Annotated in this window: 18 protein-coding genes; 7 read left to right on the top strand and 11 right to left on the bottom strand. The window is 64.4% G+C overall.

From position 1 onward, the window contains the following. Positions 1-85: 85 nt before the first annotated feature. Positions 86-697 carry a GNAT family N-acetyltransferase gene (locus tag ACH438_RS43855; protein ID WP_397016781.1) on the top strand — a complete coding sequence of 204 codons (612 nt, stop codon included), beginning with the start codon at positions 86-88 and terminating at the stop codon, positions 695-697. Between the two features lie 247 nt (positions 698-944). Here ACH438_RS43855 and ACH438_RS43850 read toward each other — a convergent pair whose 3' ends face one another. Beyond that, entirely contained in the window at positions 945-1,682 is a 738-nt protein-coding gene (locus ACH438_RS43850; protein WP_397016779.1) for an SDR family NAD(P)-dependent oxidoreductase, read from the bottom strand. Between the two features lie 84 nt (positions 1,683-1,766). Further along, entirely contained in the window at positions 1,767-2,765 is a 999-nt protein-coding gene (locus ACH438_RS43845; protein WP_397016839.1) for a sigma-70 family RNA polymerase sigma factor, read from the bottom strand. A 223-nt stretch (positions 2,766-2,988) separates the two neighbouring features. Here ACH438_RS43845 and ACH438_RS43840 point away from each other — a divergent pair, with 223 nt between their 5' ends. Beyond that, positions 2,989-3,570 (top strand): dihydrofolate reductase family protein, encoded by a 582-nt coding sequence (locus tag ACH438_RS43840; protein WP_397016777.1) that lies wholly within the window; start codon positions 2,989-2,991, stop codon positions 3,568-3,570. Positions 3,571-3,689: 119 nt separating this feature from the next. Beyond that, positions 3,690-3,935 (top strand): hypothetical protein, encoded by a 246-nt coding sequence (locus tag ACH438_RS43835; RefSeq protein ID WP_397016775.1) that lies wholly within the window; start codon positions 3,690-3,692, stop codon positions 3,933-3,935. A gap of 25 nt (positions 3,936-3,960) precedes the next feature. Here ACH438_RS43835 and ACH438_RS43830 read toward each other — a convergent pair whose 3' ends face one another. Beyond that, complete coding sequence (locus ACH438_RS43830; RefSeq protein ID WP_397016773.1) at positions 3,961-4,416, bottom strand: MarR family winged helix-turn-helix transcriptional regulator; 456 nt, start codon at positions 4,414-4,416, stop codon at positions 3,961-3,963. Positions 4,417-4,478: 62 nt separating this feature from the next. On the opposite strand from ACH438_RS43830, the gene ACH438_RS43825 reads away from it, so the two are divergent. Together ACH438_RS43825 and ACH438_RS43820 are read left to right on the top strand one after the other, a co-directional pair. Further along, entirely contained in the window at positions 4,479-4,847 is a 369-nt protein-coding gene (locus ACH438_RS43825) for a VOC family protein (RefSeq protein ID WP_397016771.1), read from the top strand. A gap of 371 nt (positions 4,848-5,218) precedes the next feature. Beyond that, positions 5,219-6,316, top strand: coding sequence for an FAD-dependent oxidoreductase (locus ACH438_RS43820; RefSeq protein ID WP_397016769.1), 1,098 nt, complete (start codon positions 5,219-5,221; stop codon positions 6,314-6,316). 206 nt (positions 6,317-6,522) lie between these two features. Here ACH438_RS43820 and ACH438_RS43815 read toward each other — a convergent pair whose 3' ends face one another. From ACH438_RS43815 to ACH438_RS43785, 7 genes are all read right to left on the bottom strand, one after another. After that, on the bottom strand, positions 6,523-7,479 hold the full coding sequence (locus tag ACH438_RS43815) for an NADP-dependent oxidoreductase (RefSeq protein ID WP_397016767.1): 957 nt from the start codon (positions 7,477-7,479) through the stop codon (positions 6,523-6,525). A gap of 138 nt (positions 7,480-7,617) precedes the next feature. After that, positions 7,618-8,070, bottom strand: coding sequence for a hypothetical protein (locus ACH438_RS43810; RefSeq protein WP_397016765.1), 453 nt, complete (start codon positions 8,068-8,070; stop codon positions 7,618-7,620). After that, positions 8,067-8,366: a hypothetical protein gene (locus ACH438_RS43805; protein ID WP_397016763.1), complete on the bottom strand. Its 300-nt coding sequence runs from the start codon at positions 8,364-8,366 to the stop codon at positions 8,067-8,069. The genes ACH438_RS43810 and ACH438_RS43805 overlap by 4 nt, the downstream gene beginning before the upstream one ends. A gap of 111 nt (positions 8,367-8,477) precedes the next feature. Next, positions 8,478-9,143, bottom strand: coding sequence for a hypothetical protein (locus ACH438_RS43800; protein ID WP_397016760.1), 666 nt, complete (start codon positions 9,141-9,143; stop codon positions 8,478-8,480). Positions 9,144-9,221: 78 nt separating this feature from the next. Then, a complete protein-coding gene (locus tag ACH438_RS43795; protein WP_397016758.1) occupies positions 9,222-11,015 on the bottom strand; it encodes a hypothetical protein in 1,794 nt (597 codons plus the stop codon). Positions 11,016-11,333: 318 nt separating this feature from the next. Further along, positions 11,334-11,669 carry a hypothetical protein gene (locus tag ACH438_RS43790; protein ID WP_397016756.1) on the bottom strand — a complete coding sequence of 112 codons (336 nt, stop codon included), beginning with the start codon at positions 11,667-11,669 and terminating at the stop codon, positions 11,334-11,336. Between the two features lie 77 nt (positions 11,670-11,746). Next, complete coding sequence (locus ACH438_RS43785) at positions 11,747-12,169, bottom strand: MarR family winged helix-turn-helix transcriptional regulator (RefSeq protein ID WP_397016754.1); 423 nt, start codon at positions 12,167-12,169, stop codon at positions 11,747-11,749. Between the two features lie 86 nt (positions 12,170-12,255). Between ACH438_RS43785 and ACH438_RS43780 the strand changes: the two genes are divergently transcribed. Then, positions 12,256-12,897, top strand: coding sequence for an MBL fold metallo-hydrolase (locus ACH438_RS43780; protein WP_397016752.1), 642 nt, complete (start codon positions 12,256-12,258; stop codon positions 12,895-12,897). Between the two features lie 201 nt (positions 12,898-13,098). Here ACH438_RS43780 and ACH438_RS43775 read toward each other — a convergent pair whose 3' ends face one another. Further along, positions 13,099-13,512: a nuclear transport factor 2 family protein gene (locus ACH438_RS43775; RefSeq protein ID WP_397016750.1), complete on the bottom strand. Its 414-nt coding sequence runs from the start codon at positions 13,510-13,512 to the stop codon at positions 13,099-13,101. Between the two features lie 222 nt (positions 13,513-13,734). Here ACH438_RS43775 and ACH438_RS43770 point away from each other — a divergent pair, with 222 nt between their 5' ends. Beyond that, positions 13,735-14,175: a hypothetical protein gene (locus ACH438_RS43770; protein ID WP_397016748.1), complete on the top strand. Its 441-nt coding sequence runs from the start codon at positions 13,735-13,737 to the stop codon at positions 14,173-14,175. Positions 14,176-14,218: the final 43 nt, after the last annotated feature.

Below are 14,218 nucleotides of genomic sequence, written 5' to 3'. Positions count from 1 at the left end.
GGTCTCGCCGCATAGTGCGCTGAGCGAACCCAACCAACCTTAAATCTTCTTGCGGATGTGCCACGGAACCAGCCACCATCCGGGCATGCGGAACGGACGTGCAGCTGCTCTGGCACCCGGGACCACACCACCGGAACGGATCGATCTCGGTGATGTACTGCTCCGTCGATGGCGGCCCGAGGATCTCGAGCCGCGACGGGACGCGATGCTCATTTCACGTGAGCATCTGAGCACGTGGATGGACGGCATCACCGAACTCGTCACCGTCGACGGCCAGCGCGCCTACAGTCGGACTGCTTCGGACTGGCCCAGCGCCGAGGGCGACTTCCGCTACGGCATCTTCGATCTGGACGGCAGAGTTCTCGGCGGCATCAATCTGCACGACCGTGTGGGCCCTGGTGCTGTCGAACTGGGCTACTGGTGCCACGTCGCGCACTCCGGGCGAGGCGTCGTAATCACTCGCGCAGCCGCAGCACTGACAGGGATCGCGCTGGATCTGCCCGGGATCCATCAGGTCGAGGTCCACTGCGATGCCGCAAATACTCGTAGTGCGGCCGTTCCTCAACGACTCGGATTTCGTCTGGACCGAGTTCAGCCGCGCGAAAAGTGCACTCCGGCCGAATCAGGCGAAGAGATGTGCTGGGTCAAGCATCGCTCACCATCTACGACCAGCGCCGACACCACGGCAACGCACTAATCTGCCGCCTCCCGCGCGGTCTGAGGCTGCGAGCATCACGCCTCGGAAATCAACGGGCCGCCGCGATGTGGCGCGGCCGACCCGCACGCGACTGCCGCTTGCGGGTCGCTTCGAACCTGCCGGGCTGCGGCCGATCGAACGCGTCACTGTTGGCGTGGTGATGGGTAGTAGGCGGTCCTGCCGTGGAAGACGTGCTCAGGCCGAGTAGCCAGCCATTTGGCTTCCGGGCGACGCGATAATTCGCTGGTCAGCTCACGGGTGTAGGGCCGTTGGTCGTGATGCGGTATGCGCCGGAATCGAATTCGCTGCCGGTTGACAGGGCGGCGATCTGCTGACCGACTCGTTCGGGGGTCAAGGTGGGGTCCAGTCGTTGCAGGAAGTGGGCGAGTGGAACTCCTTCGCGCTGGGCGTGTGCGGTTGCTGCGGTGTGGCCCAGAGTTGTGCCTGCGTTCAGTCCGGGCACGGCGGTGACGAATCTGATGCCGAGTTTTTCGCGGTTGGATTCCTCGGCTGCGAATCCCGTCATGAACAGGATGGTCGCTTTTGCTCCGGAGTAGCCGCCACCGACTGCGGAGCCTTGCAAGGCGGCGCCGCTGGAGACGGCGACCACTACGCTGCCCGGATCCAGGGGAGCCAGCAATGCCTCACGTGTCCAGTTGAATACGTGGCGGACGTCGACCTCCCAGTTGTGGCTGAATGTCTCCCAGCTGTATTGGTGCAGCGGGCGGAGGAGCGGTTGCGCGCCCGCGTTCAAGATCAAGATGTCGGGCCGATAGGTGTCGATGAGGTGGCCGGCGGTGACCGGGTCCGCGGCGTCGGCCGCGATGGGGGTGAACTCTGCGCCGGCCTCGTCGCGCACGGCATCGAGCCGTTCGCGGTCGCGAGCAACGCCTATGACGTGAACACCTGCGTTGACCAGGGCGATTGCCGTCGCACGCCCGAATCCGCGGCTTGCTCCGGTCACTATGGCAGTTCGGGTCGACATGTTTCCTCCAAGTGGGTGCTCATCGGGTCTCAGAGGTACTGATCCCGCCGATATCGAAAACTCACCGCCGGAGGCGCTGCGTGGTTATGTCGCGATCGGATTCTCCTGGTCGATGGCCAGCGGAAGATCGAACAGTTCGAACACGGTGGGCTCCAGGAACACGACTATTCGCGCGATCCCACCAGGTGCAAACGTGAGCACGTGCAATGCTTCAGCGTGGCTGGAACCGTCGGCGTGCCGCTTGTACATCGCCGCAGCGGGTTGACCGTTGGCCGAGGTGGCGAACACCTGGAACAGACCGGGCGAGGTAAGGATTCGCGACTTCCAGAAGCCGGTGATGGCGGCGACGCCGGAGAACCAGGTCGACAGTGGCGGCATCTCCAGGGATGCGTCGGCCAGCAACATGCGCTGCAAGGCCGGAATATCGGCACGCTCGAACGCGGCCATGTATTCGTTCAGAGCATGCTGCTGGTCGGGTTCTAGTGTGTCGCTTATCGTTTGCTCGGATGGTGCGACTTCGGCCAGCTTGTCCCTGGCACGCTGCAGCAGACCGTTGGCGGCCGCAGGGGTGATGTCGAGCAGTCCCGCGACCTCCGATGCGCGAAACGCCAGTACGTCGCGCAGAAGTAATACGGCGCGTTGCCGTGGCGGCAGATGCTGAAGCGCTGCCACGAACGCGAGCCTGACGCTCCGCCGTTGTTGCACGACGTCCGCCGGATCCTGTGGCTCCGATGCGGGATGCAGCAGAGTGGTCGGGATCGGTTCCAGCCACGGAACATCCAGACGTTCGAGCGTGTAGTCGCCGCTGGGTTCCTCGACGGGATTGCCCAAGCCGGAGGGCAGCGAGCGGCGGTGGCCTTTCTCCAGTTCGCGCAGCGCGGCGTTCGTCGCGATCCGGTAGAGCCAATGCCGGAGTTTGGACCGGCCTTCGAAGCTGTCGAAGGAGCGCCAGGCCCGCAGATACGTCTCCTGGACAACATCTTCCGCGTCGTGCATCGAGCCGAGCATGCGGTAGCAGTGCACCTGCAGCTCCCGGCGATACGGCGCGAACAAGACCGCGAACTCTTCGCTATCGACCGACATGGCCACGCTCTCTCCGGACAGAACTTCCAGGCGGCTCGGAATCCGCTCGGCAGTGAGTTTTCGGGATCTCTCGGATCTCTACAGCGAACACCGTAACGAGCTTGTCAACGGCAATGGTGGCGGCGGCCGGGGCTGCCGACAGCGGAGGTCGGGTCCGTGCTGGTGGTTCGCAGGTAATCGGCGGTCTGTACAGGGTCGCCAACACGAACAGGAGACGATAACCATGCGTAAGGTCATCGCGGCTTTCAAGATCTCGGCCGACGGGAAGTACGGCGGGCCGGACGGATACGCGGACTGGGTCGAAAGCTGGCCCGAGGACTTCGGCTCGTGGCTGACGACACAGATCGATGCGTGTGTGCTCGGCCGAGAGTTCTATCCGCTGTACGAGCAGTACTGGACGCGAGTTGCCGCCGCACCCAACGAGATTCACCCGTTCAGCGGGAGAGTGCCCACGGCGGCCGATGTCGAGTGGTCCGAGTTCGCAGCCAGGACACCGCATTACGTGGTGTCGAGGACGCTGACATCGGTGACGTGGCCGAACGCCCGGATCCTGACGGACTTGGACGCCGTCGCGGCAATGAAACAGGAACAAGGCAAGGACATCTACCTGATCGGTGGTCCGTCGATCGCGGGTGCCGCCATCGATGCGGGGTTGGTCGACGAGCTGCATCTGATCGTCTATCCGCTGATCGTGGGGGAGGGCAAGGCGTTGTTCTCGTCCTCGTCGCGGCATGCGATGGAGCTGCGCAAGATCGAGCAGTTGCCGGACGGTCGGTTGAGCCTGGTGTACGGAATCGGGCAGTGACGGAGTCCGATCGCGGGGTCGTCGCGCAGTTTCAGGCAAACGGCGGCTCGGGCTTCGCATATCCCCTGTCACGGCGTGCGGGAACGGCTACCCGAGCCTGAATCGACCGACCCTGGTCGATGTGTGGTGGGCGCGTCTCCAGCGCGCCCATCATTTGGTATGCAACGCATTCCACCTATCTGCTGAGCCTGGGCAGCCAGCAGGGTAATTCTCATGTCCACTGGCATATCTCGCCGTTGCCTCCTGGCGTCCCGAATCACGAGCAGCAGTTCCACGCCTTGATGGCGGAGAACGGTGTGCTGCCGTGGACGCCGGAACAAGCTGGTGCGCTGGCCGAACGGTTGCGTGCTGCCCTGTCGGATTGAGCCGGAGCAGTCGGCGGAACATCCGTTAAGCGCTGTCGTTGCCGTCGCGCAGGGAGCGGATCATGCTGCGCAGCATCACGAATGCGCTGGATTGTTCGGTCTCGGTCATGCCGGCCAGCATTCTGACCTCGACGGATCGGACCGCCACGGTCGCCTTGTCCAGGCTTCGGCGGCCGCGGGGCGTGAGTCGGGTGGGGAGTGCCTTGCCGACGGGGGCCTCGGCCGGCCTGGTCACGTATCCGTTCCGTTCCAAGGCCTGGAGCAGCACGTTCATTGTCTGTCGAGTCACGAATGCGCCGCGCGCGAGCTCGGAGTTCGACAGACCCGGGCGTTGGGCGAGCAGTTCGAGGCAGGAGTAGTGGGTCACGCTCATTCCGAGTGGCCGCAGTACCTCCTCCATGGCTATGCGGAGTGCGCTCGACGCCTCTTTCAGTAGGTAGCCCAGTGAGGTTTCCAGGTCGACGCCGCCATCTTGACTCATGTCAGTATTCTGACATACATTGAGTTGTGTCAGAAAACTGACACGAAGAGAGGAGTAATATCATGCCTGTCACCGGACCCGACTTCATTTCGCTTCAGGTGCGTGACCTCGATGATTCGCAGGCGTTCTACGAGCAGTACCTCGGCCTCGTCCGCTCGCAGGCCGGACCGCCACACGCCGTCGTCTTCGAGACGAAGCCGATCGCATTCGCGCTGCGCGACATCGTCCCCGGGATCGATCTCGCATCCGTCGCCCAGCCCGGCATCGGCGCCGCGATCTGGTTGCACGCCACCGACGTTCAGTCCATCCACGATGCTCTGGTCGCCGACGGTCACGCCATCGTCTCCGCGCCGTTCGACGGCCCCTTCGGCCGAACCTTCACCTTTGCCGACCCTGACGGCTACCAGATCACCCTCCACGACCGCGCCTGAACCTCTGGACTCCAACCCGGTCGCCGTGACGACGTGGGGGAGTCGCGGTCGGATATGACTGTGCTGCAGGTTCTTTCGGTGACCCATCTCACTCGCCAGCCGGTGGTTTCGCTCGCTCCCAAGGCCTGGCGAGGCGGTGATCGATTGCGGTAACTTCGAGGCAGAGGACGCGCGAAGACTTATTCCGGTATGGGTTAGTCCGGAAGTTTCGCCCAGCATCTCGCGGCCGTCATGCGCGTGGGAACCTGTGCGTCCCTTTTCAGTCGAAACGTCTGTGAAGGGACTGTGCTGTGTCGCACAAGGCTGTATCAGAGAAATCGGTGCCGGAAAGCGCTGTGTCGCAAAGGCAAAGGCCAGAAGACGGCGTTCTTGTGATCGGAGCGGGGATCGGGGGATTGTGCCTTGCCCAGGGGCTGAAGCGCGCGGGAATCCCTTGCACGGTCTACGAACGCGATGAGTCCCCGGAGTCGCGGCTACAGGGGTACCGGCTCCACATCGACGCATTGGGCATTCACGCATTGCTGGAGGTGCTGCCCGATGAGCTGTTCGCACGGTTCGAGGCCACCTCGTTGCGGCCGCGACCCACGGTCGCCCGCTACGACGAGCAACTCACGCTGCAGGCCGTGGTGGATTTCCCGAAGCCTGGGGTGAACGTCAACCGAATGACGTTGCGGCACACCCTGTTGAGCGGGCTCGACGGTGTTTACTTCGGGAAACGGCTTACTCGCTACGAGAGCGACGCCCATGGGGTCACAGCGTATTTCGCCGACGGCACCACCGCGCGTGGCCGCGTGCTCGTCGGTGCCGACGGGGTCAACTCGCCGGTCCGGCGGCAGTACCTGCCACACGCGCGGATCGAGGACAGCGGACTGCGTCAGCTGTACGGCAAGGTCCCGTTGAACGACGAGACTCGGCCGCTGTTCGACGACGAAATGCACGCCGTATTCAGCATGATCTTGGGCCCTGACCACACGATGGTCGGCGTGGCACCGGTAGCGCACCCGGAACCGTTCATGACCTGCTCGGTCGGCCTGCGGCGGGAAGCGATCGGTCTGTCCGACGAGGAATTGGCCGCACTCTCGGGCGAGCGGCTGCGGGAGCTCGCGCTGCAGCAGGTGGACGGGTGGCATCCCCGAGTGCGGGCGATGGTGTCCAGCTGGGTACTGGACACTGCGTTCCCATTGGTTATCCGGACGAGTGTGCCGCTAGCGCAGTGGGATTCGAGCCGGGTGACGCTACTCGGCGACGCGATCCACGCGATGAGTCCTGCCGCCGGCGCGGGGGCGAACGCCGCGCTGCGTGACGGGGCCGCGCTGGCGGCGGCGTTGAGCGAGGGGCCGGACGAGGCTGTCGCGAATGGAGCGATCGCCGCTTACGAACAGGCCATGACCGCACACGGATTCGCCGCCGTGCGTGAGTCCGCGGTGAACGGGCGCCACTTCCACGGGCAGGACCCGCTGCCGGTCTGAGGTCGACCTGGGAGCGGGCGGCCGGGTGACCCAGCGGAGGATCACCTTGGCCCGCCCTTGAATTCCTCAGCTGGCACGGACGGATTATGCACGTATGGACCAGGCGGGCACGGACCGGGCACGCACGGACCGGGCGGATGCGTGCGGTGGGGGCTGCACCTGCCTCGGCCGCATCCGGAGTCCTGTCCGTGCGCTCGGCGCTCAGATCAAAGGTCGATCACGACCTTGCCGCGGACGTGCCGGTCCGCCTGGAGTTCGACTGCCGTGCGGATGTCTTCGACCGGGAAGGTCGCCGCGATAGGTACACGCAGACGACCGGACGCGACCAGGTCCGCGATGTTCTCGAGGGCATCCGGCCCGGCGTTGGCCCCGTTGGCGGCCGGGACCCCTTCGACCACACCCGCGATCGTGCAGATACGACCGTCCGACACTCCCAGCTCGCGGGCGACTTGCACTGTGTCTGAACCGTGCAGGTCCAGCGCTGCGGTGACCGGGCCCCCATCGAGGTCGCGGACCCTGCCGGCCAGGCCGTCGCCGTATGCGACCGGTTCGGCGCCGAGGCTTCGCAGATACTCCGCTGTCGACGGCGACCCGGTTCCGATGACTCGTGCACCTGCGATTCGAGCCAGCTGGACAGCGAACACGCCGACTCCGCCGCCCGCGCCACCGACCAGCACAGTGTCCTGCGGGCCGAGGTCGAGGACATCGAGTGCGGCGGCCGCGGTACTGCCCGCGATGGAGAGCGTTGCGGCGGTGCGATCGTCGACCCCGTCCGGCGTGTGATGAGCGACGCCGCTCACGATGTTCCCGTTCGCGTCGATCACGATGAAGTCGGCGATAGCCCGGGACAACGCCGTCCCGAACACCCGGTCGCCGACCGCATATCCGTTCGCGCCCGCACCGACCTGGTCGACGACTCCCGCGTAATCGGTCCCGAACCCGGAGGGCAGGCTCAGTCCGAACCTTGCCGCGGTCGCGGCGTCGGAGGTCATGAACCAGTCCATGGGGTTCAACCCGGCCGCGGTGACTCGGACCCGGATCTGCCCATCGCCCGCCTGGGGTTCGGGCACGTCCTGGACGGTTAATTCCTCAGGGCCGCCGAACGATTCGAGTCGGACCGCCCTGCTCGTGCCGGCTCGGAGTCCGTCGTTGTGTTGCTGCATCCCTGTCGTCTCCTCGTGTCTGTGGAGCCATCCTGGACCTGCGGAGTATCTCGTATCTGTCGAAAAGCGCTGACCCGGTGATTGTTTCAGTTCAAGTGGCCGAAGCGCCCTATGCGCATGTTCGCGTCCCCGCCAGTGTCAGGGGATGGGTCGATCAGTGGAGCACACTTGCCACCCATCAGTACCGTGCTCGAGCATGAAGCTCACATCCTGCGGGCTGGGCATTGTCGAAATCCGCAGTTCGGTGTCGGCGACCGCGGTCTGATCGGTGATGTGGATTCGGGTGAAGCGCTCAACCTGAATCCGGCGGCCCTGGCCCGGTCCCTGCCACCAGATCGTCAAATCGGCCAGCGGACCCACGTCGCGGAAGTCCTCCGCCATCGCACCACACGCTGTATTGCGCAGTGTGGCAACATCACCGGCGTTTCGGGCATCGATGTGCTGCTGTACGGCCTGTTCGACCTGGGAGTCGGCGCTCACCGGCGCTTGGGCATCGGCGTCGGTGCCGACCATGCCGACGCCCACCGTGGCCAGTACGGCAACCGTCGCCGCGGAGCGCGTTGCGTGCGGAATCGGCCTCAGGAAGGTCACCGGTCGCCCTCGTCGAGCGGTGCGGGCTTCGAGTTCTCTTCGACTCTCCGCACTCGCTCGGTGCCCGGTAGCAGTCCGGCACTCGTACCGGTAGCGGCCTGTGTCTGCACGGTGGTGACGCCGCCGAAATTCTCCTGAATGGCGGTCCCCGGCGGCACTCCGCCGTACCCCACCGCTGCCAGTGGATTGTTGAACTCGCCCCCGTTGGCCCCGTACCGCCTGATCCGGCGCCACCGCAAGAACATCAACGTCAACGGCCCGAAAAATCCGATCAGAATCACCAGTACCGGAACCACGACCGATCCATCCATACCTCAGTTAAACCCTTCAGCTACATTTCAGCAACCATTGGGCGGTGATCGACCATCTGCACACAGCTCGGGTCCCGGCCTAGTGGATCTGTGCCCCTATCGCCTCCAACGGAAGCGTCTCCGAACCACGCTTGTACGCCGGGCCGCGACCGACGGTGGCGCCGGAATGGCAGAAGTGTCGTCCGAGGTGTTCGATGCTGTTTTTTCCCAAGGGGTTTGGTAGGGGTGGGTCAAATCGTGGGCGAGCTTACGAATCTTGGGGTTGTCGCTGGTGCGGGCGCGTTCGATGAGCTGTTCCTGGATCGGTTGTGCGCCGACGTGAGACAGGATCCCCGAGAGATACGAGTACTGATTTTCGTCAGCGGTGTCCAGGCGCGCCATGATGAGCGGCTCGAGTGCCGGCCAAAGTTCACGTCGTGGGATTCGGTCGATGACTTGCCGGGCCTGAAGATCCCAGGTGGGCTGGGTGCACACGTCGACCAGCTGCGGAAGCAGTTCGATGTAGTCGTACCAAGCGCTGGCCAGATGGGTCAGCGCGGTCTGTTGTTGCCAATCATCGCCGGACAGAGCGGTTTTGAGGATCTCGATCTTGCTCGAGGTAGGAACTCTGTCGCTGAATTCGAGCTTGCGGCGAGTGAGGTCGCGCGTGGCCGCGACCAGTGCGGCCCATCGTTGTTCATCGGTCGGTTGTTCGTCGGTCGGCGGGGTATTCATGATCGCTCCGGTGACAGGGTGCCTGATGCCCGGGTAGGCGTCCTTCATCGACTTGGTACGTATCTCGGGCCCCGTCGGTTCGGGCGGCATCGGCTGGTCAGGCGAATTCGCCTGACCAGCCTGCGATCACGGGTGGAGGGGAATGTCTCCGTTCGCGGGGGTGCAGGGTGCGGGTGGTTCCTCGCCGTAGAGCTTGTTCAGGAAGTCCTTGATGGGGCCGAAGAGGGCGGTTTCCACCGATTGCTCGGTTGGTGTGTTCATGCAGTAGCTGGGTCCGGCGGTGCCGTCCGGGGCGATCTCGCTCGCCACCGATTTCGACAGGTGCGGGTCGGCCTGGGTGACCCGCCCGCAGGCGGCGTCATCCTGCTGGATGTGGCAGTCCATCCAGTCCACCGCGTAGTTCACCGATACCGCCACCGAGTAGGTGGCTTGCGGCACGATGAAGTCGATGTTCGCGGTGTCGCCGTGGCTGCCGCCCAACAGCGTCAGCGTCTGCAGTGCGGCGTTTCCGCTGCCGTGCCGGCGCAGCCAGTCGTACCAGGCCTTGTCGCCCAGGGGACCGTCTGTGAAATTCAATCCGATATTGGCGCCGCCGAAGTCGAAGTTGTTGAGCGGGAAGACACCCGAGCTCGTCATGCCGGGGATATCGATGTCTGCGGTCTGGATCTGCGTCGGCACAATCGAGTTGAAGACCGGTGACAGCGCCGAAAGGACCACGGCGGCAGCCGGTTTCGGGACCGGGCGCCCGTCCATGCCCTTGCCCTCGCCGACATCCTTGAGATAGTGCGTCAGCCCGAGTGAACCCTGCGACTGCGACCAGACTCCGACCCGGTCCAGATCGACCATGTCCAGTGCGGGATTGCGGATGTTGTCGCCGTCGGGTGCGTAGGCGGGGTTGTACAGCTTGCCGATGCGCGGGATGTGCACGGTATTCCAGAAATTGACCGGATTGGACGTGTCACCCAGGAACGATTCGGTGGTCGGCGCGTTGCCGATGTCGTCGTTGAACACCCAGCGCATCACGTCCTCGACGTCGCGGCACACACCCGAGGACGCGCAATAGGGGACGTTGAACGGGATCTCCTGGTCCAGGACCGTGCCGTCGCTGGCGCCTTGTCCGGCCTCGTCGTAGGTCAGGCCGATGTAGCCGCGGGTCACGGCGGTCTCGGTCCAGGCGTAGTACGCCGACTGCGGTACCGCGGCGCCGTTGGTGAAGACGGTCATCGGGTACTTCTTGGTGTTGCCGGGGTCGAGTGCGCCCTCGGGGTACCACATGGTCGCGGCCATACGCAGGCCACGGGAGTCGATGATCTGGATCTTGCGGGCAGTGCCGGTCTTGAAGACCACACCGGGGGAGTCGGCGGGGACGCAGACACCGTCCTCGTTCTGGTACCAGACGTCACCGTCGACACGTACGCACGGGTAGCGGAACGGCGCGCTCAATCCGACATGGCCGGCGCTGTCGGCGGGGGAGTCGACCTCGAGGGCGTTGTCCTCGGGAGAACCCCACTGCCCGTTGTGACTCCAGTTGGGCGCGAACAGCCGATTCACCGGCAGCAGTCCCGCGCCCGCGATCGTGGGGATCTGGTGCACTGTCATGTCGATGAGCTTCTGCAGCGTGTCACGCAACCGCTGCTGCCCGTCGGGCCCCTGGTACTGGGACGGGTCGAGCATGGTCGCCAGATTCGCGCCGGCGCGACCGGGCAGGGACGCGATCTGCTGCCACCAGTACTGCTGCTCGGCCGGATTGGGCAGGTCGCGTTGATATCCCATCAGCAGCGTGGCCATGTTCTGCAGCAGGTACTGAGGATCGGCGGGTCCGGTCGCCACCGTCGGTGCGGTCTCGGCCGGCGCGCCGGGTGCCGGGTCGGCCAATGCCCGCGGTCCCGCCGTGATCGCCAATGCGGCTGTGAATGTCACCGCGATACCACGCAACCACCACCCGGACGAACGGATGGACGTCAATCCCATTGTCTGCCTTCCTCATCGAATCGTGACGATGCCCCGATCGGTCGTTCGGAGAGGGCTGGCCATCGAGCGACGCAGCCCTGGAACAACATGACGGATCGAACACAAGAATGTTGCTGTCGATCCTGAGAGTGGCGGCTATGGGCCAACTCGTGGCGGAAGAAATCTACCCAGCACGGTCATGAATTTCACTGTGCACAAATTGAAGCGGAAATATCTGCAGGGCGGGATACCCAACCGATCCTTCGGCGGTGCGAGGACCGCAACTTTTCAACCGAGTGATGGCTGTGGGACCGGACTCTCAGTGCTCTCGTGCCAGGTGATCGGAGTGGGCACTTTCGATTCTGCCGTGATCCGCGCCTCGTCAACCGAACGGTGCGCCACGGAATCCGGCCAGAATGACGCGTCGTCGCGGAAGGCTCTGAACGACACGTAGTAGGCGTGCCCGGTCGAATCGAGGAACGGTTCCTCGTCCGCCTCGAGTGTGCCGTCTTCTCGGGCGATCTCGTACCAGAAGTCGTAGTCGAGACGGACGACGAACACCGGCATGGGGACAGTGTCGTCGTACAACCACGAACCCGTAGCTACAATCTCCCGGCTGAACATGATGACCAGATGCTACGCGAGCGATCGTGTCGATTGCTCACTCCCGCCGGGGATTTGAAGCCATCACCTCATCACGGTCATCGTCCGTTCATATGAGCGGTGATGCGGGTCAGCAACCGCACGCAATCCCGCAACTGCTGCTGCTCATCCGTGGTGAGTGTGTCGCTGATAGCGCCCTCGAGTGATGTGGCGCGCTGGGTGCGTTCGTGCCGCAGGCGGGCGCGGCCGGTATCGGTGATGTAGAGCAGGTGCTTGCGGCCGTCGTCGGGATGAGGTTCGGTGCGCACCAGGCCGGCGCCGAGGAGTTCCTTGACGGTCTTGGCGGCCGACTGGTGTGTCACGTTGCGCCGGTGCGCGAGTTCGGCGGTGGTGTGCGGGCCGTCGCGGTCGAGGTAACCGAGGATGGCGGCCTCCCCGGCCGGCATGGTGTCCGCGACCCGCGTGGCGCGCACCAGATCACCGATCGCGTGCCGCAACTCCTCGGCCAGTGCATCGTTCACCGCTCGACCCTATCCGAATGACGCATCCAAGTTGTACAATCTAGTTGTACAGTTTGGTTGCATTATTTGAGAGTCTGAGGAGCCTCATGCAGCTCACCAAGTTCGGTCATGCCTGCGTCCGTGTCGAGATCGACGGCCGGCGTCTGGTAATCGATCCGGGCGGTCTCACCGATCCGCAGGCCTTGGAGGGCGCCGATGCGGTCCTGGTCACCCACGAACATTTCGACCACTTCTCCGAGGACACACTTCGCCAAGCCGCAGAACAGAATCCGGCCCTGCGGATCTGGACCAACACCTCCGTAGCCCGCAAGCTCGACGGCCTGGGCGCACGCGTCACCGCCGTCGGCGCGGGGGAGACCTTCACCGCGGCCGGCTTCGAGGTGAAGGTGTACGGCACCTGGCACGCCGTCATCCACCCCGACATCCCGCGCGTCGGCAACATCGGATTCCTGATCGCGGACACCCTGTTCCACCCCGGCGACGCCCTCACCGTCCCCGACGTCGCCGTCGGCACCCTGCTCCTGCCCGTGCACGGACCCTGGTCCACCACCGGACAGCTGATCGACTACGTGCGCGAAGTAGCCCCACGCCAGGCTTTCGCCGTCCACGACGGCGCACTCAACGACACGGGCACCGCGATGGTCGCCGGACTCCTGGGCGACAACGGCCCCGGCATCGGCACCCCATACCGTCGCATACCCACCGGCACATCCGCTGAAATCGCCTGAGAACACCTGCAATACACCTACGGGTACTTCTCGATCCCCCGCCGGAAGGTCGAATGTCGACCTCGTCCACTCTAATCTGTTGCGGCAATTAATCTCTCGTTCCGTCCGCGTTGACCGATCCGGTCAACGCGGGACACTCGAAGACCAAGCTGCCATACCGATCCGGCTGACCAACGGCGGCTACGTGTCGCGGACGACGGATCAGAAGACTGGGCTCAGGGGTTGGAGGATGCGTTCGACCAGCGCGGTGTCGCAGTGCTCGACCACCTCGGTGATCCGACCGTCGGCCAGTGTGAGCAACAGGCAGTAGGTCTGGTGGTAAGGGTCGCCGGCGTGCGTGGTGCCGTAGCCGCGAGCCTGCACCACCACACGGTCCGCGTCGGCCAGGATCAGGTCGGCCTCCATCCGGTAGCCGCCGGCGAACTGGCTCATGAGGGGTCTCAGGAGGCCTTGCACCACAGCGGTTTTGGGTGACCAGGTGCCCGACCAGGACCAAGCTCCGGGGAAGATCCAGCGGCAATCGTCGGACATGGCTTCGCTCAACGCGCGGGGATGGCCGTTCGTCATCCGGTCGAAGACGGCTGTGATCAGTTCCTTGTTCTGGGTGGTGCTCATGTAGCCGACGCTACGGTTGCGAGGGGCATGCGCCCAGCGAGAATCACGCATACCCGGTATCGCGATCGCGCATGGGTTGGGCAGGTAACCGGCACTCGCGCAACGACATACGACGCGGGACTCCTGTCGGTCTGGAGCAGTTGAAGGGGCGGGCGGGTATCGTCTCGGTTCATCGTGATCAAGCGACTCGTCGCGACACTTATCGAGATACGAGGCAGCACAGTGCGATTCATCAACTTCGCGACCAGGGTGGCAGCCGCCGTCACCGTCCTGTTCGCCGCATCACTGACCACGAGCGGATCCGCGCAGGCAGCCTCCACACCGGAAGCAACCTGTGGCGCAGGGTATTACGCGATCGACCACTACGACCTGCAGATCGCCGTCGGCTGGCTGATGTACAACGGTTCCACCGACTGCGTCGTCACATGGAAGACTCAACAGATCGGGACGAAAACACCCCTCGTAGCGTCGGTAGGTTCCCAGAACGCCACGAACGTGCCGTACCCGACCCACGGCAGATACGGCAACTCGAACGTCGATTTCGATGCCTATGACTACTATGCGGGCCCCGTCTACTGGTATGCCCCGCACACATGCATCGAGTGGTACGTCTCCGACCCCTACGTCTCCGGCGGCAGCAACGTCCCGGTGCACTGCGGCTGACACCGCCCACGCACCCGCCCTCTCAGCGGCGCTCGGACACCTT

The sequence above is a fragment of the Nocardia sp. NPDC020380 genome, assembly GCF_044386975.1.
Taxonomy (GTDB): domain Bacteria; phylum Actinomycetota; class Actinomycetes; order Mycobacteriales; family Mycobacteriaceae; genus Nocardia.
Note: the sequence above shows the minus strand (reverse complement) of the source record. Positions and strands in the feature narration are given on the sequence as shown.